Here is a 14710-nt window from a genome sequence, read left to right as displayed (position 1 = left end):
ATTTGGCGGTCATACATATTCTGGACAAGCATACCGCAGAGCTGATCGCCGCCGGTGAGGTGGTGGAGCGGCCTGCTTCCGTGGTGAAGGAATTGCTGGAGAATTCCATCGACGCCGGAGCCACCAAGGTTGCGGTCACCATTGAACGGGGCGGCGTTTCGCTGATCCAGGTGGCGGACAACGGCAGCGGCATCGAGGCGGAATACATTTCCACCGCGTTTATCCGCCACGCCACCAGCAAAATTCAAACCCAGGAGGATCTGGAAAGCATCCACACCCTGGGCTTCCGCGGCGAGGCGCTTGCCTCCATTGCCAGCGTGGCCCGGGTGGAGGTGCTCACCCGCACCGAGCCGGACGAGTTTGCATGCTGCTACCGCATCGAGGGCGGGGATGAGCTTGGCATGGAGCCGGGGGCCCGGCCCATCGGCACCACCATCTCGGTACGGGATCTTTTCTACAACACCCCCGCCCGGATGAAGTTCTTGAAGAAGGATTCCAGCGAGGGCACCTTTGTGGGTGAGACGGTCAGCCGGATCGCCCTGTCTCACCCCGAGGTGAGCGTGTCTTTTGTCCGTGAAGGTAAACTGCTTTACAAGACTCCCGGCGACGGAGATCTGCGCAGCGCGGTCTATGCGGTGCTGGGCAAGGAGTTTGCCCGGGACCTTCTGGCGGTAAAAAGCAGCATGGGCAACTATTCCGTGTCCGGCCTGATCACTCCGCCCCGAGCCTGCCGGGCCAGCCGGGGTATGCAGTTCTTCTTCATCAATGGGCGGTTCGTAAAGAACCGCACCATGATGGCCGCCATGGAGAACGCCTACCGGGGAACTCTGATGCAGGGCAAGTTCCCGGGCTGTGTGCTGATGCTGGATATGCCCGCACAGCTGGTGGATGTGAACGTGCACCCCGCTAAAACCGAGGTGCGCTTTGCCCGGGAGAACGATGTGTTTGATGCAGTTTACGGCGCGGTGAAAAACGCGCTGGGTCAGCCCGGCAGCGGGGAGCAGCAGTTCCAGTTCGCTGCCGGTCAATCGCCCGAAAAGGAGCCGGTCAAGCAGTCCGCGGCGCAGCCGGAAGCAACGAAAAAAATATTTAATTTTGCTGTGAAGCAAGATGACTTTACAGTCAAAATGGAACCGAAAAAGGCGGAAATCAGTGGAATCTGGCCGGTTCTGCCCAAAAAGGAAGAGCCGTTGGAGCCCATCGTCACGGTGCCGGATGAAGAGGACGCCCCGCGCCTCTCTCGCGTTTGGCAAAACAGTCAGAGCAGCTTTGCGAAGCCGGTGGGAGAAGGATTCCATTCAGAGCCGGTGCCGCTGGCAAAATATTCCGAGCCGGAGGAGCTCAAAGAAGAACCGGCCGGTCAGTGGGGCGCGGCTGCAGTACAGCCCGTGCCGCGGCCAGAACCGGCGAAACCGGAAGAGTCTGCTGAACAGACTGCATTTACTCAGCCTGCGGCAGAGTCTCAGGAGCCCCGGCAGCAGACAATGGAGCCGGAGCAGACCAGCCAGTCCTTGCAATACGTGGGAGAGGTGTTTAAAACCTACATCATCACCCAGCGCGGGCAGGAGATGTGCCTGATCGACAAGCACGCAGCCCACGAGCGCATTCTGTATGAACGGCTGGCCGCGGATTACGGCAAGGTGAGCAGCCAGCTGCTGCTGGCTCCCGTCACGGTGAATCTTTCCGCCGAAGAGAAAAACGCCATTCTGGAGCATGAGGTCCTGTTGCGGGATGCTGGTGTGGAAACCGAGGATTTCGGCGGCAGCACGGTGCTGGTCCGTTCGGTCCCGGCCGATGTGGAGACTCCGGACGTGGAAGACCTGATCTGTGAGCTGGCTGCAAAACTGGCACGGGGCAGCCGGGATGCGTTGAGCGAAAAGACCGAGTGGGTGCTGCATTCCATCGCCTGCCGGGCAGCGATCAAGGCAGGCGACCGCACTGCCAGCGCCGAGCTGATGCATCTGGCGCAGGATATTCTGGACGGCAAGGTGCCGCCCTTCTGCCCTCACGGCAGACCGGTGGTGCTGAAATTGACGAAGAAGGAGCTGGAAAAACAGTTTGGGCGGATTGGATAAACCAAGAGTTCTCGCCATCGGCGGACCCACAGCTTCCGGCAAGACCTCTTTGTCGGTGGAGCTGGCCAAGCGTTTGAACGGCGAGGTGGTCTGTGTGGATTCCATGCAGATCTACCGGGGGCTGGATGTGGGCACCGCCAAGGTGACCGAAGAGGAGATGCAGGGAGTACCCCACCATCTGGTGGGCTTCCTTGCGCCGGAGGAAGCCTTCAGCGTGGCAGATTTTGTCGCGCTTGCAGACCGGTGCATCCGGGACATCAGCGCCCGGGGCAAGCTGCCGGTGCTGGTGGGCGGAACCGGCCTTTATATGGAAAGCCTGCTGTGCGGCCTTCGCTTTGCTGAGCAAAAGACCGACCCAGCCGTGCGCAGGCAGCTGGAAGAAGAGGCGGAACGGCTGGGGGCCGATGCCATGCACGAAAAGCTGGCACAGATCGACCCGGAGTACGCAGCTACAGTCCATCCCAACAATGTGGGGCGGGTGCTGCGGGCATTGGAGCTGTTCCAGGTGACCGGCGTTACCATGACCCGGCAGCGGGCGGAATCAAAACCGGCCCAGCCACCTTATGACAGTCTGTTGTTCTGCATCGGATTTGAGGACCGGAGTGTTCTGTATCAGCGGATCGACCGCCGGGTGGATCTGATGCTGGAGCAGGGGATTCTCGAGGAGGCACAGCTGGTCTACGATCACCGGGGTACCTACCGGACTGCGGCGCAGGCCATTGGATACAAGGAATTTTTTCCGTATCTGTGCGGGGAGAGCACGCTTGAGCCCTGTGTGGAAAAACTCAAGCAGGCATCCCGCAATTACGCCAAGCGGCAGCTCACCTGGTTTAGGCGGATGCCCCAGACCATCTGGCTGGATGGCATGCGGGGAAATCTGGAAGAGCAGGCCTGGGCCTTTATTCAGGAGCGCTGGCCGCGGCCGGATGCCGGACTGTGAACCTGTGGCCAGATCACAACGGGAAATACAGGGCCGTCCGGCGGACGGCTTCAGCTCAAATTCATTGCAATAGGAGGAGCGAAGCATGCGAAGCTCCAAACAAAAAATCATCACAGCGGTGGTGCTGGCGGTGCTCGTGCTGCCGGCCGTGTATCTGGGGGTTCAGCTGTTTGCCATCCTGAACCGGCCCTACCGTACCGAAACGGCGGTGGAATACACCATGTCCGACAGCGTTTTCGCTAACGGATATGTGGTGTTCGACCAGACCACCGTAGAGGGCAGCGGGGATCTGGGCTACCTGGTGGAGAACGGTGAGCGTGTGGCTACGGGTACCGCGGTGGCGGAGGTTTATACCAGTGCCGAGCAGGCCCAGAGCCGCCGTCAACTGGAGGAGCTGGAGACCCAGCTCAGTCTGCTGGAAAAATCCGAAAACACCAGCGGCACCGATGTGGATATGCTCTATAAGCAGCAGCAGAATGCTTTGTACGATCTGTTGGACTGCATCGACATGCAAGCCTATGATCGGGTGAAAGAAGCAGGCAATCAGTACCTTCTGGCAGCGAACAAAATCCAGATTATGACCGGTGCGGTAAGAAATTTTGATCATGCGAAACAGGAGCTGCAGGCACAAAAGGAGCAGGTGGAAGTTCAGCTGGGTCAGCCTGCAACCATTTCTGCATCGGTGGGCGGCTATTTCGTGGCCTCTGATTCGGCCGATCTGCTCTCGTTCACCCGGGAACAGCTGAATGAAATGGACGCGGCCACGCTGGCGCAGTCCATTGAAAATGGCGATGGAGTACAGCCTCTGGAGGGTGCAGGTAAAATTGTGACCAGCTATACCTGGTATTTCTACGCCACCTGCAGCCTGGAAGAGGGCAAGAAGTTTGAGAATGTATCCAGTGTACAGATCAGCTTCCCGGGCGCGGCGGAGAAAACGCTTCCGGCCACGGTAGAGTCCGTTGAGCTGAATGAAGAGCAGGGCCTTGCCAAATTCGTGCTGCACTGTGAATACATCGGTGCTGATGTGCTGGGCCTTTCCCTGGAGGAGGCGAAGATCGACTTTGAATCATACGAAGGTCTCCGTGTGGACACTGACGCTCTGCATATTGTGGATGGTGAAAAGGGCGTGTATGTAAAGTACGGCAACCTGGCCCGCTGGCGTAAAATCCAGATCGTCTACCAGAACGAGGAGTATATGCTGGTGGCAGAGGACGGAAAGGTCGGCACCGACAACGAACTGCGTATGTTTGATGAAGTGATCGTGGAAGGAACGGACCTGCGGGATGGAAAGATCCTGAGCTGATCACAGCTGCGTGAAAATTTATGGAAGAAGCCAAAAAAATAATTTTGTTTGTTGACAGGTTGCCGAAAAACGGCGATAATATATACTAACTGATTTTATATTTTTCTTGCATGAAAAAGGGCAATCTTGTCAATGCACATTGGAAGGAGCAATGAAAGATGTTTGATAAAGTGAAAAGCATGCTGGGCGTGGGTGACGAAGCCGAAGACGATTACTACGATACTGACGATATGTTCATCAATCCCTCCCGCGGCGGCGCTGCCCCGGAAGAGGATTATCCGCCGGAAAATACCGGCAAGCGCAATAAGGTGGTAAACATCAATGCCACCACTCAGCTGCAGGTGGTTCTGGTCAAGCCCGAGCGGTTTGACGATGCCAGCACCGTGGCGGATCACCTGAACGCCAAGCGCACCGTTGTGCTGAATCTGGAGTCCACGAACAAAGAGGTTTCCCGCCGTCTGGTGGACTTTTTGTCCGGCGTGGCCTATGCCAACAACGGCCAGATGAAGCGTGTGGCCAACAGCACCTTCATCATCACCCCCTATAACGTGGATATTATGGGCGATCTGCTGGACGAGCTGGAGAGCAATGGCGTATTCTTCTGATTCGGCTGCCCAGCGGGGTTTTGTTCCGCCGCAGAACGATCAGGAGCGTCTGGTGATGCGCCGGGTTCAGGATCTGTGCGGGATCGCCATGCGAAAGGGAATCGCGCGCTATAGCTCTTTTCTGAGCGACCGGGAACAGACACTGGCGCAGGCCGCGCTGAACCGGGAAAGCTGCGAGGAATATTCCTTTGATGGGGGCTATCCCTTTGCGGAGCGAAAGATTCTGTGCATCGAACCGGTGGGGTCCTGCGGGACCCCGCCCATTGCCTGTGTCCGGGTGGAGTGCTTTCACGCGCAGGATGTGCCTGCCCACAAGGACTATCTGGGTGCGGTCCTGGGCCTTGGGTTGGATCGGTCCAGCATCGGCGACATCGTACCGGACCCGCAGGCGCCCGGTACGGCCTATGTATTTGCACTGGAGCCGGCAGCGGAGCTGCTTTGCAATGAGCTGGCCAGTGTGGGTCGATATTCCGTTCACACCGAGCGTTTTTATGGCGAGATTCCGGTGCAGGAGCCGGAGAGGACTCGGCAGAACGCTACAGTTTCGTCCCTTCGGGCGGATGCGGTCCTGGCGGCGATGCTTCGATGCAGTCGCGGGCAGGCTGCTGATCTTGTGCGAGGCGGTCGGCTGGAAATCAACCATGTGGCTGTGAGCAACCCGCATGCACCGGTGTATCAGGGCGACCTGTTCACGGTGCGAGGGAGCGGTCGTTTTCGTTTGGAAGAAATCGGCGGTAAAAGCAAAAAAGATCGCCAATTTATTACATTTTTTCAATACTGATACCAGAAGCACTGGAGGAATTAGATTATGATCTCACCGCAGGAAATCCGCAGCGTCACGTTCGATAAGGTCATGCGTGGATATCGGCCGGAGGACGTGGACGCCTTTTTGCAGCAGGTGGCTCAGGATATGGAGCAGCTGGCCGCGGACAACGCCGACAAGGAAAAGAAACTGTACATCCTTGCGGAGAAGATCGAAGAATACCGCCGGGACGAAGACAACCTGAAGACTGCGTTGCTGAACGCACAGCGGATGGGCGAAAGCGTGATCCGCGAAGCCAAGCAGAAGGCGGAGTCTCTGCTGCGTGAGGCTGGTATCCGGGCCGATACGCTTACCCGGGTGGCTCAGGAGCAGAGCGAGGAGCAGCAGCAGGAGCTGGAACGCGTCAAGGCAGAGGTGGCTCATTTCAAAAACACTCTGCTGGCCATGTATAAGCAGCACATCGAGCTGATCAGCGGTCTGCCCGGTGATGAGGAGGCAGAGGAGATCGAGCCCGTGGTGGAAACTGTGGAGCCGGTACAGGAAGAAGCATCCCAGCCCGAAGAAGCACAGCCTGAGCAGGTTCCCGCCATGGAGGAGCCGAAGGCGGAGACTATGCAGTTCCCCGATCTGTCCGAGCTTTACGGGGAGCAGTCCGGTGAGCCGGCCGGCAATATGCTGGATACTGTGGAGGAGTTCTTTGAGGAGGATTTCTCTGCACAGACCTTCAGTCAGCAGCCCGCCGAGGAGCCCAAGCAGGAAGAGCAGCCTGAGCAGGCTCCTGCGTTCCAGGGATTCAAGGGAATCCAGTTCACCGATTGATCGGAATAAGGCACTAGGGAAGGCGGCGTTTTGAAAAAAGGCGCCGCCTTTGCTGCGAATCGGAAGATTAAAGGAGAACATTTGTTTTGGTAACTGTATTGATTACCGCCGCCGTGGTGGCGTTGCTTGTGATTTTGGATCAGCTCGTTAAGCTGTGGGCGACGGCGGTGCTTGCACCTGTGGGGGCAATGCCGCTCATCCCCGGTGTGGTGGAGCTTCGCTATTATCTGAACGATGGTGCTGCTTTCAGCAGCTTCAGCGGTCAGCAGTTTTTCCTGATTGCGTTCACAAGCGTGGCGATGGTAGCCATTGCGGCCTATCTGCTGATCAAGCGTCCGGACCGGAAACTGGAATACTGGGCCTGGGTTCTGGTTCTGGCAGGCGGAATCGGCAACTGGATCGACCGGGTGTTCAATCATCAGGTTGTGGATTACATTAACTTTCTCTTTATCCGCTTTGCGATTTTTAACCTGGCAGATGTATTGGTTTGCACAGGAATCGGCCTGCTGGTCCTGAATCTGATTCTGGAGGAACTGGCTGCCAAAAAGAAGGTTTCTGGAGAAAAAACGGATGGAACGATTTGAATTTGTGGTGCAGCCGGAGCAAGCGGGGGAACGGCTCGACCGGTTCCTGGCCACCCAAACCGGACTTTCCCGCAGCGCACTGCAGCAGTTGATGGAACAGGGAGGCGTGCTTTATGCTGGCAAGCCTGCTGCGAAAAATCAGAAGATCCAGCCGGGAATTACTGTCTGTGTAGAGGTTCCGGAGGCGCAGCCGCTGGATGCGGTGCCCCAGGATATCCCGGTAGATATTGTATATGAGGACGAACACCTTCTGGTGGTGAACAAACCCAAGGGCATGGTGGTCCATCCGGCACCCGGCAATCCGGACGGTACGCTGGTAAACGCGCTGCTGTATCATTGCGCGGGGCGTCTTTCCAGTATTGGAGGCGTGGTGCGCCCGGGCATCGTCCACCGCATCGACAAGGATACCAGCGGTCTGCTGGTGGTGGCAAAAGATGATGCCACCCATACCGGGTTGTCGGAGCAGATGGCAGTGCACAGCATCAACCGGGTGTATCAGACGGTGGTGTACGGGGGCTTTGCAAACGATGAGGGGGTTGTGGAAGCGCCCATCGGCCGCCATAAAATCGACCGGAAAAAGATGGCAGTTACGGAGCAGAACTCCAAATATGCCTACACGGCCTATCATGTGCTGGGGCGCTATCAGGGATTCAGCCATCTGGAGTGCAGATTGAAGACGGGCCGGACCCATCAGATTCGGGTACATATGGCCAGCATCGGCCATCCGGTGGCCGGTGACCCGGTTTACGGACCGAAAAATGTGATCAAGAGCCTGCAGGGGCAATGCCTGCATGCAAAAACGTTGGGATTTGTGCATCCGATCACCGGCGAGTATCTGGAATTCGACAGCGAGCTGCCGGAGTATTTTAACCGCTTTTTGCGCTCGCTGGGAAAGGAGCAGGAGGAATGGAACCACTGAAAAATTATCTTGTGGTTTGCGATATGGATAACACCCTGCTCACCGCCAAGGAGGGCATCCCGGATTGCAATCTGGCAGCCATCCGGCTGTTTATGGCTATGGGAGGGCGTTTTACGGTGGCCACCGGACGCCCGCCGGAATCGATTCAGGCGGCGCTGCAGGGATTGGAGCTTTCCTGCCCAGCCATTGCGTGCGGCGGTTCGGTGCTGTACGATCTGCATACGAATGAAGCCGTGGATCAGCATTTCCTAAACCAGGAATCCGCTGTGCGAGCCATTGAGGAAGCAATGGCTGCATTTCCGGATCTGGGTGTGGAAATCATGGTGGAGGAGGGCCGGCCGTATGTGGTGCGAGCCAACCAATACACCACCGCACATATGAAGGACGAAAAAATGGGTTGTGTGCTCTGTCCGCTGGAGCAGGTTCCGGCGAACTGGGCCAAGGTGGTTTTTGCAGCGCATCCTGCTGCCCTGTTCAAGGTGCAGCAGTATTTCGCGGACAAAAGCTACCCCGGGCTGCAATTTGTGCCTACCAATTTTATTTACTTCGAGATCATGCCGGAGCAGGTCTCGAAAGCGTCCGCATTGAAAGAGCTTTGCCGCAGGGAACTCATCCCTATAGAACATACCATCGTGATCGGCGATTACTTCAATGATCTGGAGCTGATGGCCGCCGCCGGATATTCGGTGGCCGTGAGCAACGCGCCGCCGGAGGTGCAGAATGCCGCCGATGAGGTGGTGGCCCGCTGCACAGACGGAGGTGTGGGCGAGTACCTGTATGCATTGGTTAAAAAACAAGAGGGAAAATAACGGAGGAACAGCATGGACAAACAAACGATGAACCATCTGAAGCGTATGGCAAATCAGGTGCGGCAGGACGTTCTGAGCGAAGTGTACAGCGCCGCTTCCGGTCATCCGGGCGGATCGATGTCGGTAGCCGACACTCTGACCTATATCTACGAGGTACAGATGCGGGTAGACCCCAAGAATCCTTCCTGGGAGGAGCGTGACCGTCTGGTGCTTTCCAAGGGTCACACCTGCCCCGCACTCTACTCGATTCTGGCGCAGAAGGGTTTCTTTGACCGGGAGGAACTGAAGAAGTTCCGTCACCTGGGCGCGATGCTGCAGGGCCATCCGGATATGAAAGGTACCCCCGGTGTGGATATGAGCACCGGCAGCCTGGGTCAGGGCATTTCTGCTGCTGTGGGTATGGCGCTGGCTGCCAAGACTCAGGGCGCTGACTGGCGTGTGTTCACGGTTCTGGGTGACGGTGAGCTGCAGGAGGGCCAGGTTTGGGAGGCTTCCATGTTCGCGGCACACCACAAGCTGGATAACCTGATCGCTGTGGTGGATAATAATGGCCTGCAGATCGATGGCAATGTGAGCGATGTTTGTTCGGTGTACCCCATCGATGAGAAGTTCCGCGCCTTTGGCTGGGAAGTATTTACTGCGGATGCCCATGATTTCGAGAGCCTGGACGCTGCGTTCAGCGCGGCGCGTCAGGTGAAGGGCAAGCCCAGCGTGATCGTACAGAAGTCGGTAAAGGGCAAGGGCGTATCCTTTATGGAAAACCAGGCTGGCTGGCACGGCAAGGCCCCCAATCAGCAGCAGTATGAACAGGCTATCGAAGAGCTGCGCGCCGCGGCGGCTGAACTGGAGGTATAATAACGATGATGCAGACAAAACCGATCGCTACCCGTGAGAGCTATGGCCGCACCCTGGCGCAGCTGGGCGCGGAAAACAATAAGGTCGTTGTGCTGGATGCGGACCTGGCAGAGTCCACCAAAACCTGCATGTTCCAGGAAAAATTCCCTGAGCGCCATTTTGACTGCGGTATTGCGGAGGGCAACATGGTTTCCATTGCGGCTGGCATGGCTGCTGCCGGGATGATTCCCTTTGTTTCCAGTTTTGCCATGTTTGCCACCGGGCGTGCATATGAGCAGATCCGCAACTCGGTGGGCTACCCCCATCTGAACGTGAAGATCTGTGCCAGCCATGCAGGCATCTCTGTGGGCGAGGACGGCGCGACTCACCAGTGCGTGGAGGACATCGCTCTGATGCGCGGTATCCCCGGCATGGTCGTGGTGAATCCCGCTGACGATACCGAAGCGAGCCAGGCAGTTTATGCTCTGGCTGATTATAAGGGCCCGGCTTATCTGCGTCTGGGCCGTCTGGCAGTGCCCGTGATCAATGATCCGGAAAGCTACCACTTTGAGCTGGGCCGCGCAGTTACCCTGCGCGAGGGTAAGGACGCGACGGTCATTGCTACCGGTCTGATGGTTGCCCGTGCTCTGGAGGCTGCGGAGCAGCTGGCTCAGGAAGGCATTCAGGTGCGTGTGGTGAACATGCACACCATCAAGCCTCTGGATGTGGAGGCTGTGGTGAACGCCGCAAAGGAGACCGGCTGCATTGTGACCGCTGAGGAGCACAGCGTGATCGGCGGCCTGTACAGTGCGGTTTGTGAAGCTATGGTGGGTGCGGGTGTTTGCTGCCCGGTTTCTCCCATTGCGATCATGGACGCGTTTGGCCAGTCCGGCCCTGCCAATGACCTGCTGAAGCACTACGGTCTCACCGCTGAGGCCATTGCTCAGAAGGTGCGCGAGCGCGTGGCCCGCTGATTCTTATCTGTGGTTTGAAATCTCCCGTTCCGATGGAATATCGGAACGGGAGATTTTTGTATATCTTTACAAACACTGCCAGGGATTTGTGATATAATAGAAAAAAGACCGTGTTCGGCAAAAACGATCAGAGAATACGGTCGAACAAAGAGGGTGCGGCACGAAATGGAAGGGGATCGGACGACCGGGAAGGTGCTGCTGAGCTGCGTGACTGCGTTTGTACTTTTGCTGGCGGGAGCAGTCGGGTTCAGTGTGCCGTTTTGGCAGCCGGGCTATCGGACCGTTGCCTCGGAGGAATTTGATGTACAGCAGATGATGCTGGTTGATCTGAACTCTGCGGGACTGGAGGAGTTGTGTTCGCTCCCCGGTGTCGGTGAGAAAAAGGCGCAGGCCATCCTGGATTATCGAGAGGAGCACGGGCCGTTTTCCGGCATAGAGGAGCTGGATCAGGTCGATGGCATATCTGCAAAGAGCATTGAGGCCTGGCGTTCAAGGCTTTACATCGAATCGGACGAGATGCAAAAAGAGGAGAGATAGATCGTGATGACAGAGAACAACATCTACATCAACCGCGAGCTCAGCTGGCTTGATTTCAATAAGCGTGTGCTGGCTCTGAGCAAGGACAAAACGGTTCCCCTGGCGGAGCAGATGAAATTCGCAGCGATTTACGGCAGTAATCTGGATGAGTTTTTTATGGTGCGTGTTGGTTCGCTGTATGACCGGACGTTGCTGAAAAACGAGATTACTGAAAATAAGACCAATATGACGGCTGCTCAGCAGTTGGCGGCCATCATGCCCAAAACTGCTCTGCTGCAGGACCAATGTGACAAATACGTGACCAAGCTGCGGGATAATCTGGCGCAGATCGGCTACCGGAAGATCGATTTTGAAAATCTGGAAAAGGAAGACGAAAAGTTCTGGAAGAAGTATTTCCAGAGCGAGCTGTTCCCGGTGCTTTCTCCCCAGATTATCGACCACCGGCATCCGTTCCCGTTCCTGCGAAATCAGGAGATTTATCTGTGCGCTACCCTGAAGGCAAAGGGGGATGCCAACCTGTCCTTCGGTTTGATCCCAATCGGGAACCAATTTGAGCGGGTTTTGTATCTGAAAAAGGACGATGCGGTGTACTACGGTCTGGTGGAGGAGCTGATCTACCACTATGCAGAGCTGGTTTTCCCGATTCTGCAGAAAAAGTGCCTGTTCCGGGTGACCCGCAACGCGGATATTGATGTGAAGGAAGGCATGTTCGACCAGGACATCGACTACCGTCAGGTGATGAGCGAGCTGCTGAAAAAGCGGCGTAAGCTGGCGGCGGTGCGCATTCAGTTCTGGAACCAGCCCCCGCAGGAGGTAAAGAATTACCTGTGCGAAAAGCTGGTGCTGCCTGCACATCAGTGTTTTAACCAGAGCAGTCCTCTGGACCTTTCCTATTGCTTCAAGCTTACGGCCCGGCTGCAAAGTGAGGGCCACAGTGAACTGTTCTATGCACCGGCCAAGCCGATGCAGGCACCTCACGGATATAAGCTGAGCGAGGCGGTGCAGAAGAATGATGTGCTGATTGCATACCCTTATCAGAGCATGCGCCCCTTCATCAAGATGCTGATGGCGGCGGCGTTTGACCCGGAGGTCATCTCCATCAAGATGACGCTGTATCGGATGGCGCGGGACTCCCAGATTGTACAGGCTTTGATTGCCGCGGCGGAAAACGGAAAAGAAGTAGTGGCAGTTGTGGAGCTGCGCGCTCGCTTCGATGAGCAGAACAACATCGACTGGTCCAAGCAGCTGGAAGAGGCCGGCTGTACGGTACTGTATGGTCTGGATGACTACAAGGTTCACTCCAAGCTGACCCTGATCACCCGCCGCACCAAGGAAGGGTATCGCTATACCACCCAGATCGGCACCGGCAACTACAACGAAAAGACCAGTGAGCAGTATACCGACCTTTCCTACGTGACCACCTGTACCGAAATCGGCGAAGAGGCTGCTGCGGTATTCAACAATCTGGCGGTGGAGCGGCTGACCAGCAACACCAAGTATCTGCTGGTGGCTCCGCTGTGCTTCAAGAGCGTTCTGTTGGAGGAGATGGACCGGGAGATTCAGAAAGCAAAAGAAGGTAAGCCCGCCCGCATTATCCTGAAGAACAACTCGGTCAGCGACAAAAACGTGATTGAAAAGTTGTCGGAAGCGTCTTGCGCCGGCGTTTCGGTGGATATGATTGTGCGCGGCATCTGCTGCGTGACTGCCGGGATTCCCGGTCGTACCGATAATCTGCGGATTCGCAGCATTGTGGGCCGCTATCTGGAGCATTCCCGCATCTACTGCTTCGGTGATGGCGACGATATGCGAATCTACATCGCATCCGGTGACTTCCTCACCCGTAACACCGAGCGCCGGGTGGAGGTTGGCCTGAAGGTGCCGGACCGTGCGCTTGCCAATAAGCTGCGTCAGATTCTGGAACTGCAGCTGAATGACAATGTGAACGCTCGGGAAATGAAGCCGGATGGCAGCTATTCCAAGGTGAAGGCGGAGCCGGGAGCACCCCGTGTGGACAGCCAGATGGCTTTGTACGATGCCTTCCGTGACGGCTTCGTGCTGCCGGAACCCCCGGTGACTCCGGCGCCCGCACCGAAGCCCGGTCTGCTGCAGAAAATCACCGGCTTGCTTCGTGCCAGGAAAAAGTAAACAGTAAACATGGAACTCCCCTGCCTGGGCAATTGCTTCGGGCAGGGGAGTTTTTTACGGAAAAGACCTATTTCGGAGTCAAACGGCATAGAAATGCAGTAGCGCTTTTATGCACAGCCGCAAAAAGGAGGAAGGCCCATGTGGAATGTGGAAACCAACGAGACGATGACCCCCCCTGTGTTTGCCAGTCGGCAGGAAGTGGAACAGCTGCTGCGTCCGCCGCCGGTCCGGCAGCAGAATTCGGAACGAAAAAACCCGGTGCTTTCTTTGCAGATTCTGATCTGCGGGCTGATTCTGCTTTGCGTTGTGTACATTCGCTCGGTGTCGCCGCAGCTTTACGAATCCTTTCAGGATGGATACCGTCAGCTGCGGTACCAGGGGATTGCTTTGTCCGGTGAGGAAGAGTTGGTGAAATTTGCAAGCGCGGCGATCCATGATCTGAGCGTACAGGCTGTGGAGACGATCGGGCAGCTTTCGGGAGAGAACACATTGACTTTGGGGTACGGTGCGGGCGGATGGAGTCGCCGGGCAGCGCCGGAGGGCAGTTCTCTGGAAGCGCCGGAGCCGGAAAATGCGCTCTCGCTGCCCGTACGGGGATATGTGATCACCTCCGGCTACGGCTGGCGCAGTGATCCCTTTACCGGAAAAGCTGATTTTCATACCGGGATTGACCTGGCAGTAGCGGAGGGGACTGCTATTCATCCGGCCTGGAGCGGCATAGTGCAGAAGAGTGCATGGAATTCTTCCTACGGAAACTATGTGCAGATCCTTCACGAAAATGGTCTGGTTACCCGGTATTGCCACATGCAGTATATCTTTGTACGGCAGGGACAGAGGGTAAGTCTGGACGATGTTCTGGGGACGGTGGGCCAGACGGGGGCTGCCACCGGACCGCATCTGCATTTCGAGCTTTTCTGCAATGATGTGCGTTGTGATCCCACCAAGGCGTTGGAGGCGGGCACTTGATCCGGCTGCGGCAGCCAGAGCTGCTGCTGTTCGGGCTGTGGTTCGGGCTGACGCACGATCCCTTGGGCATTCTGCGAATCAGTCTGTTGTGTTCGCTGCTTCATGAGAGTGGGCACATTGCAGCCTGGATCGTTTTTACTGGAACACTGCCGATGCTGGAGCTGTCACCCGGCGGGATCGGGCTATGCCTGGGAAACGCCCGGCTGTCTCCCTGCAAGGAGGGAATTCTGGCTGCTGCCGGCCCGGCGGTCAATCTAATTGCAGCCGGAATGGCGTATTTGTGGATGTTGTATAGCGCCAGCTACTGGGGCTGGTTTTTCCTGGGAACCAACCTTTTGGTGGGAGGATTCAACCTGCTGCCGGTAGGTCCACTGGACGGCAAACGGATCTGGAATAATTTCTTTGGCGGATAAATTGCATTTCCGGCGCAAATCGGT

15 protein-coding genes are annotated in these 14710 nt (G+C 56.8%); all 15 read left to right on the top strand.

What is annotated here, in order from left to right:
- Positions 1-2: 2 nt before the first annotated feature.
- The 15 genes from mutL (at position 3) to B5F28_RS03915 (ending at position 14686) form a co-directional block, all read left to right on the top strand.
- The gene (mutL, locus tag B5F28_RS03985; protein ID WP_087293606.1) at positions 3-2075 is read left to right on the top strand and encodes a DNA mismatch repair endonuclease MutL; all 2073 of its coding nucleotides are present in this window, start codon (positions 3-5) and stop codon (positions 2073-2075) included.
- A complete protein-coding gene (gene miaA / locus B5F28_RS03980) occupies positions 2068-3015 on the top strand; it encodes a tRNA (adenosine(37)-N6)-dimethylallyltransferase MiaA (RefSeq protein WP_247643395.1) in 948 nt (315 codons plus the stop codon). The genes mutL and miaA overlap by 8 nt, the downstream gene beginning before the upstream one ends.
- Before the next feature lie 85 nt (positions 3016-3100).
- Complete coding sequence (locus B5F28_RS03975; protein WP_087293602.1) at positions 3101-4318, top strand: biotin/lipoyl attachment domain-containing protein; 1218 nt, start codon at positions 3101-3103, stop codon at positions 4316-4318.
- A 158-nt stretch (positions 4319-4476) separates the two neighbouring features.
- Positions 4477-4923: a cell division protein SepF gene (locus tag B5F28_RS03970; protein WP_087181445.1), complete on the top strand. Its 447-nt coding sequence runs from the start codon at positions 4477-4479 to the stop codon at positions 4921-4923.
- The gene (locus B5F28_RS03965; protein ID WP_087293600.1) at positions 4907-5704 is read left to right on the top strand and encodes a YlmH family RNA-binding protein; all 798 of its coding nucleotides are present in this window, start codon (positions 4907-4909) and stop codon (positions 5702-5704) included. Before B5F28_RS03970 ends, B5F28_RS03965 begins: the two co-directional genes overlap by 17 nt.
- A gap of 27 nt (positions 5705-5731) precedes the next feature.
- Positions 5732-6505, top strand: a complete 774-nt coding sequence (locus B5F28_RS03960) for a DivIVA domain-containing protein (protein ID WP_087293598.1) — start codon at positions 5732-5734, stop codon at positions 6503-6505.
- 86 nt (positions 6506-6591) lie between these two features.
- Positions 6592-7089, top strand: a complete 498-nt coding sequence (gene lspA / locus B5F28_RS03955) for a signal peptidase II (RefSeq protein ID WP_087293596.1) — start codon at positions 6592-6594, stop codon at positions 7087-7089.
- Positions 7076-8008 carry an RluA family pseudouridine synthase gene (locus tag B5F28_RS03950; protein WP_087293594.1) on the top strand — a complete coding sequence of 311 codons (933 nt, stop codon included), beginning with the start codon at positions 7076-7078 and terminating at the stop codon, positions 8006-8008. The genes lspA and B5F28_RS03950 overlap by 14 nt, the downstream gene beginning before the upstream one ends.
- Positions 7996-8817, top strand: coding sequence for an HAD family hydrolase (locus tag B5F28_RS03945; RefSeq protein WP_087293592.1), 822 nt, complete (start codon positions 7996-7998; stop codon positions 8815-8817). Before B5F28_RS03950 ends, B5F28_RS03945 begins: the two co-directional genes overlap by 13 nt.
- A gap of 12 nt (positions 8818-8829) precedes the next feature.
- Positions 8830-9672 carry a transketolase gene (locus B5F28_RS03940; RefSeq protein WP_087293590.1) on the top strand — a complete coding sequence of 281 codons (843 nt, stop codon included), beginning with the start codon at positions 8830-8832 and terminating at the stop codon, positions 9670-9672.
- A gap of 5 nt (positions 9673-9677) precedes the next feature.
- Positions 9678-10625, top strand: a complete 948-nt coding sequence (locus B5F28_RS03935; protein WP_087293588.1) for a transketolase family protein — start codon at positions 9678-9680, stop codon at positions 10623-10625.
- Between the two features lie 165 nt (positions 10626-10790).
- The gene (locus B5F28_RS03930; protein WP_087293586.1) at positions 10791-11162 is read left to right on the top strand and encodes a ComEA family DNA-binding protein; all 372 of its coding nucleotides are present in this window, start codon (positions 10791-10793) and stop codon (positions 11160-11162) included.
- 6 nt (positions 11163-11168) lie between these two features.
- Complete coding sequence (gene ppk1, locus B5F28_RS03925; RefSeq protein WP_087293585.1) at positions 11169-13307, top strand: polyphosphate kinase 1; 2139 nt, start codon at positions 11169-11171, stop codon at positions 13305-13307.
- A gap of 138 nt (positions 13308-13445) precedes the next feature.
- Entirely contained in the window at positions 13446-14273 is an 828-nt protein-coding gene (locus B5F28_RS03920; RefSeq protein ID WP_087293582.1) for a M23 family metallopeptidase, read from the top strand.
- Complete coding sequence (locus tag B5F28_RS03915; protein WP_087293580.1) at positions 14270-14686, top strand: zinc metalloprotease; 417 nt, start codon at positions 14270-14272, stop codon at positions 14684-14686. Before B5F28_RS03920 ends, B5F28_RS03915 begins: the two co-directional genes overlap by 4 nt.
- Positions 14687-14710 lie beyond the last annotated feature (24 nt).

Origin of the sequence: Gemmiger sp. An194 (assembly GCF_002160145.1) — a bacterium.
In the GTDB taxonomy this organism is placed as follows: domain Bacteria; phylum Bacillota; class Clostridia; order Oscillospirales; family Ruminococcaceae; genus Allofournierella.
The sequence above is the reverse complement of the archived record's forward strand: the minus strand, read 5'-3'. Positions and strand labels throughout refer to the sequence as shown.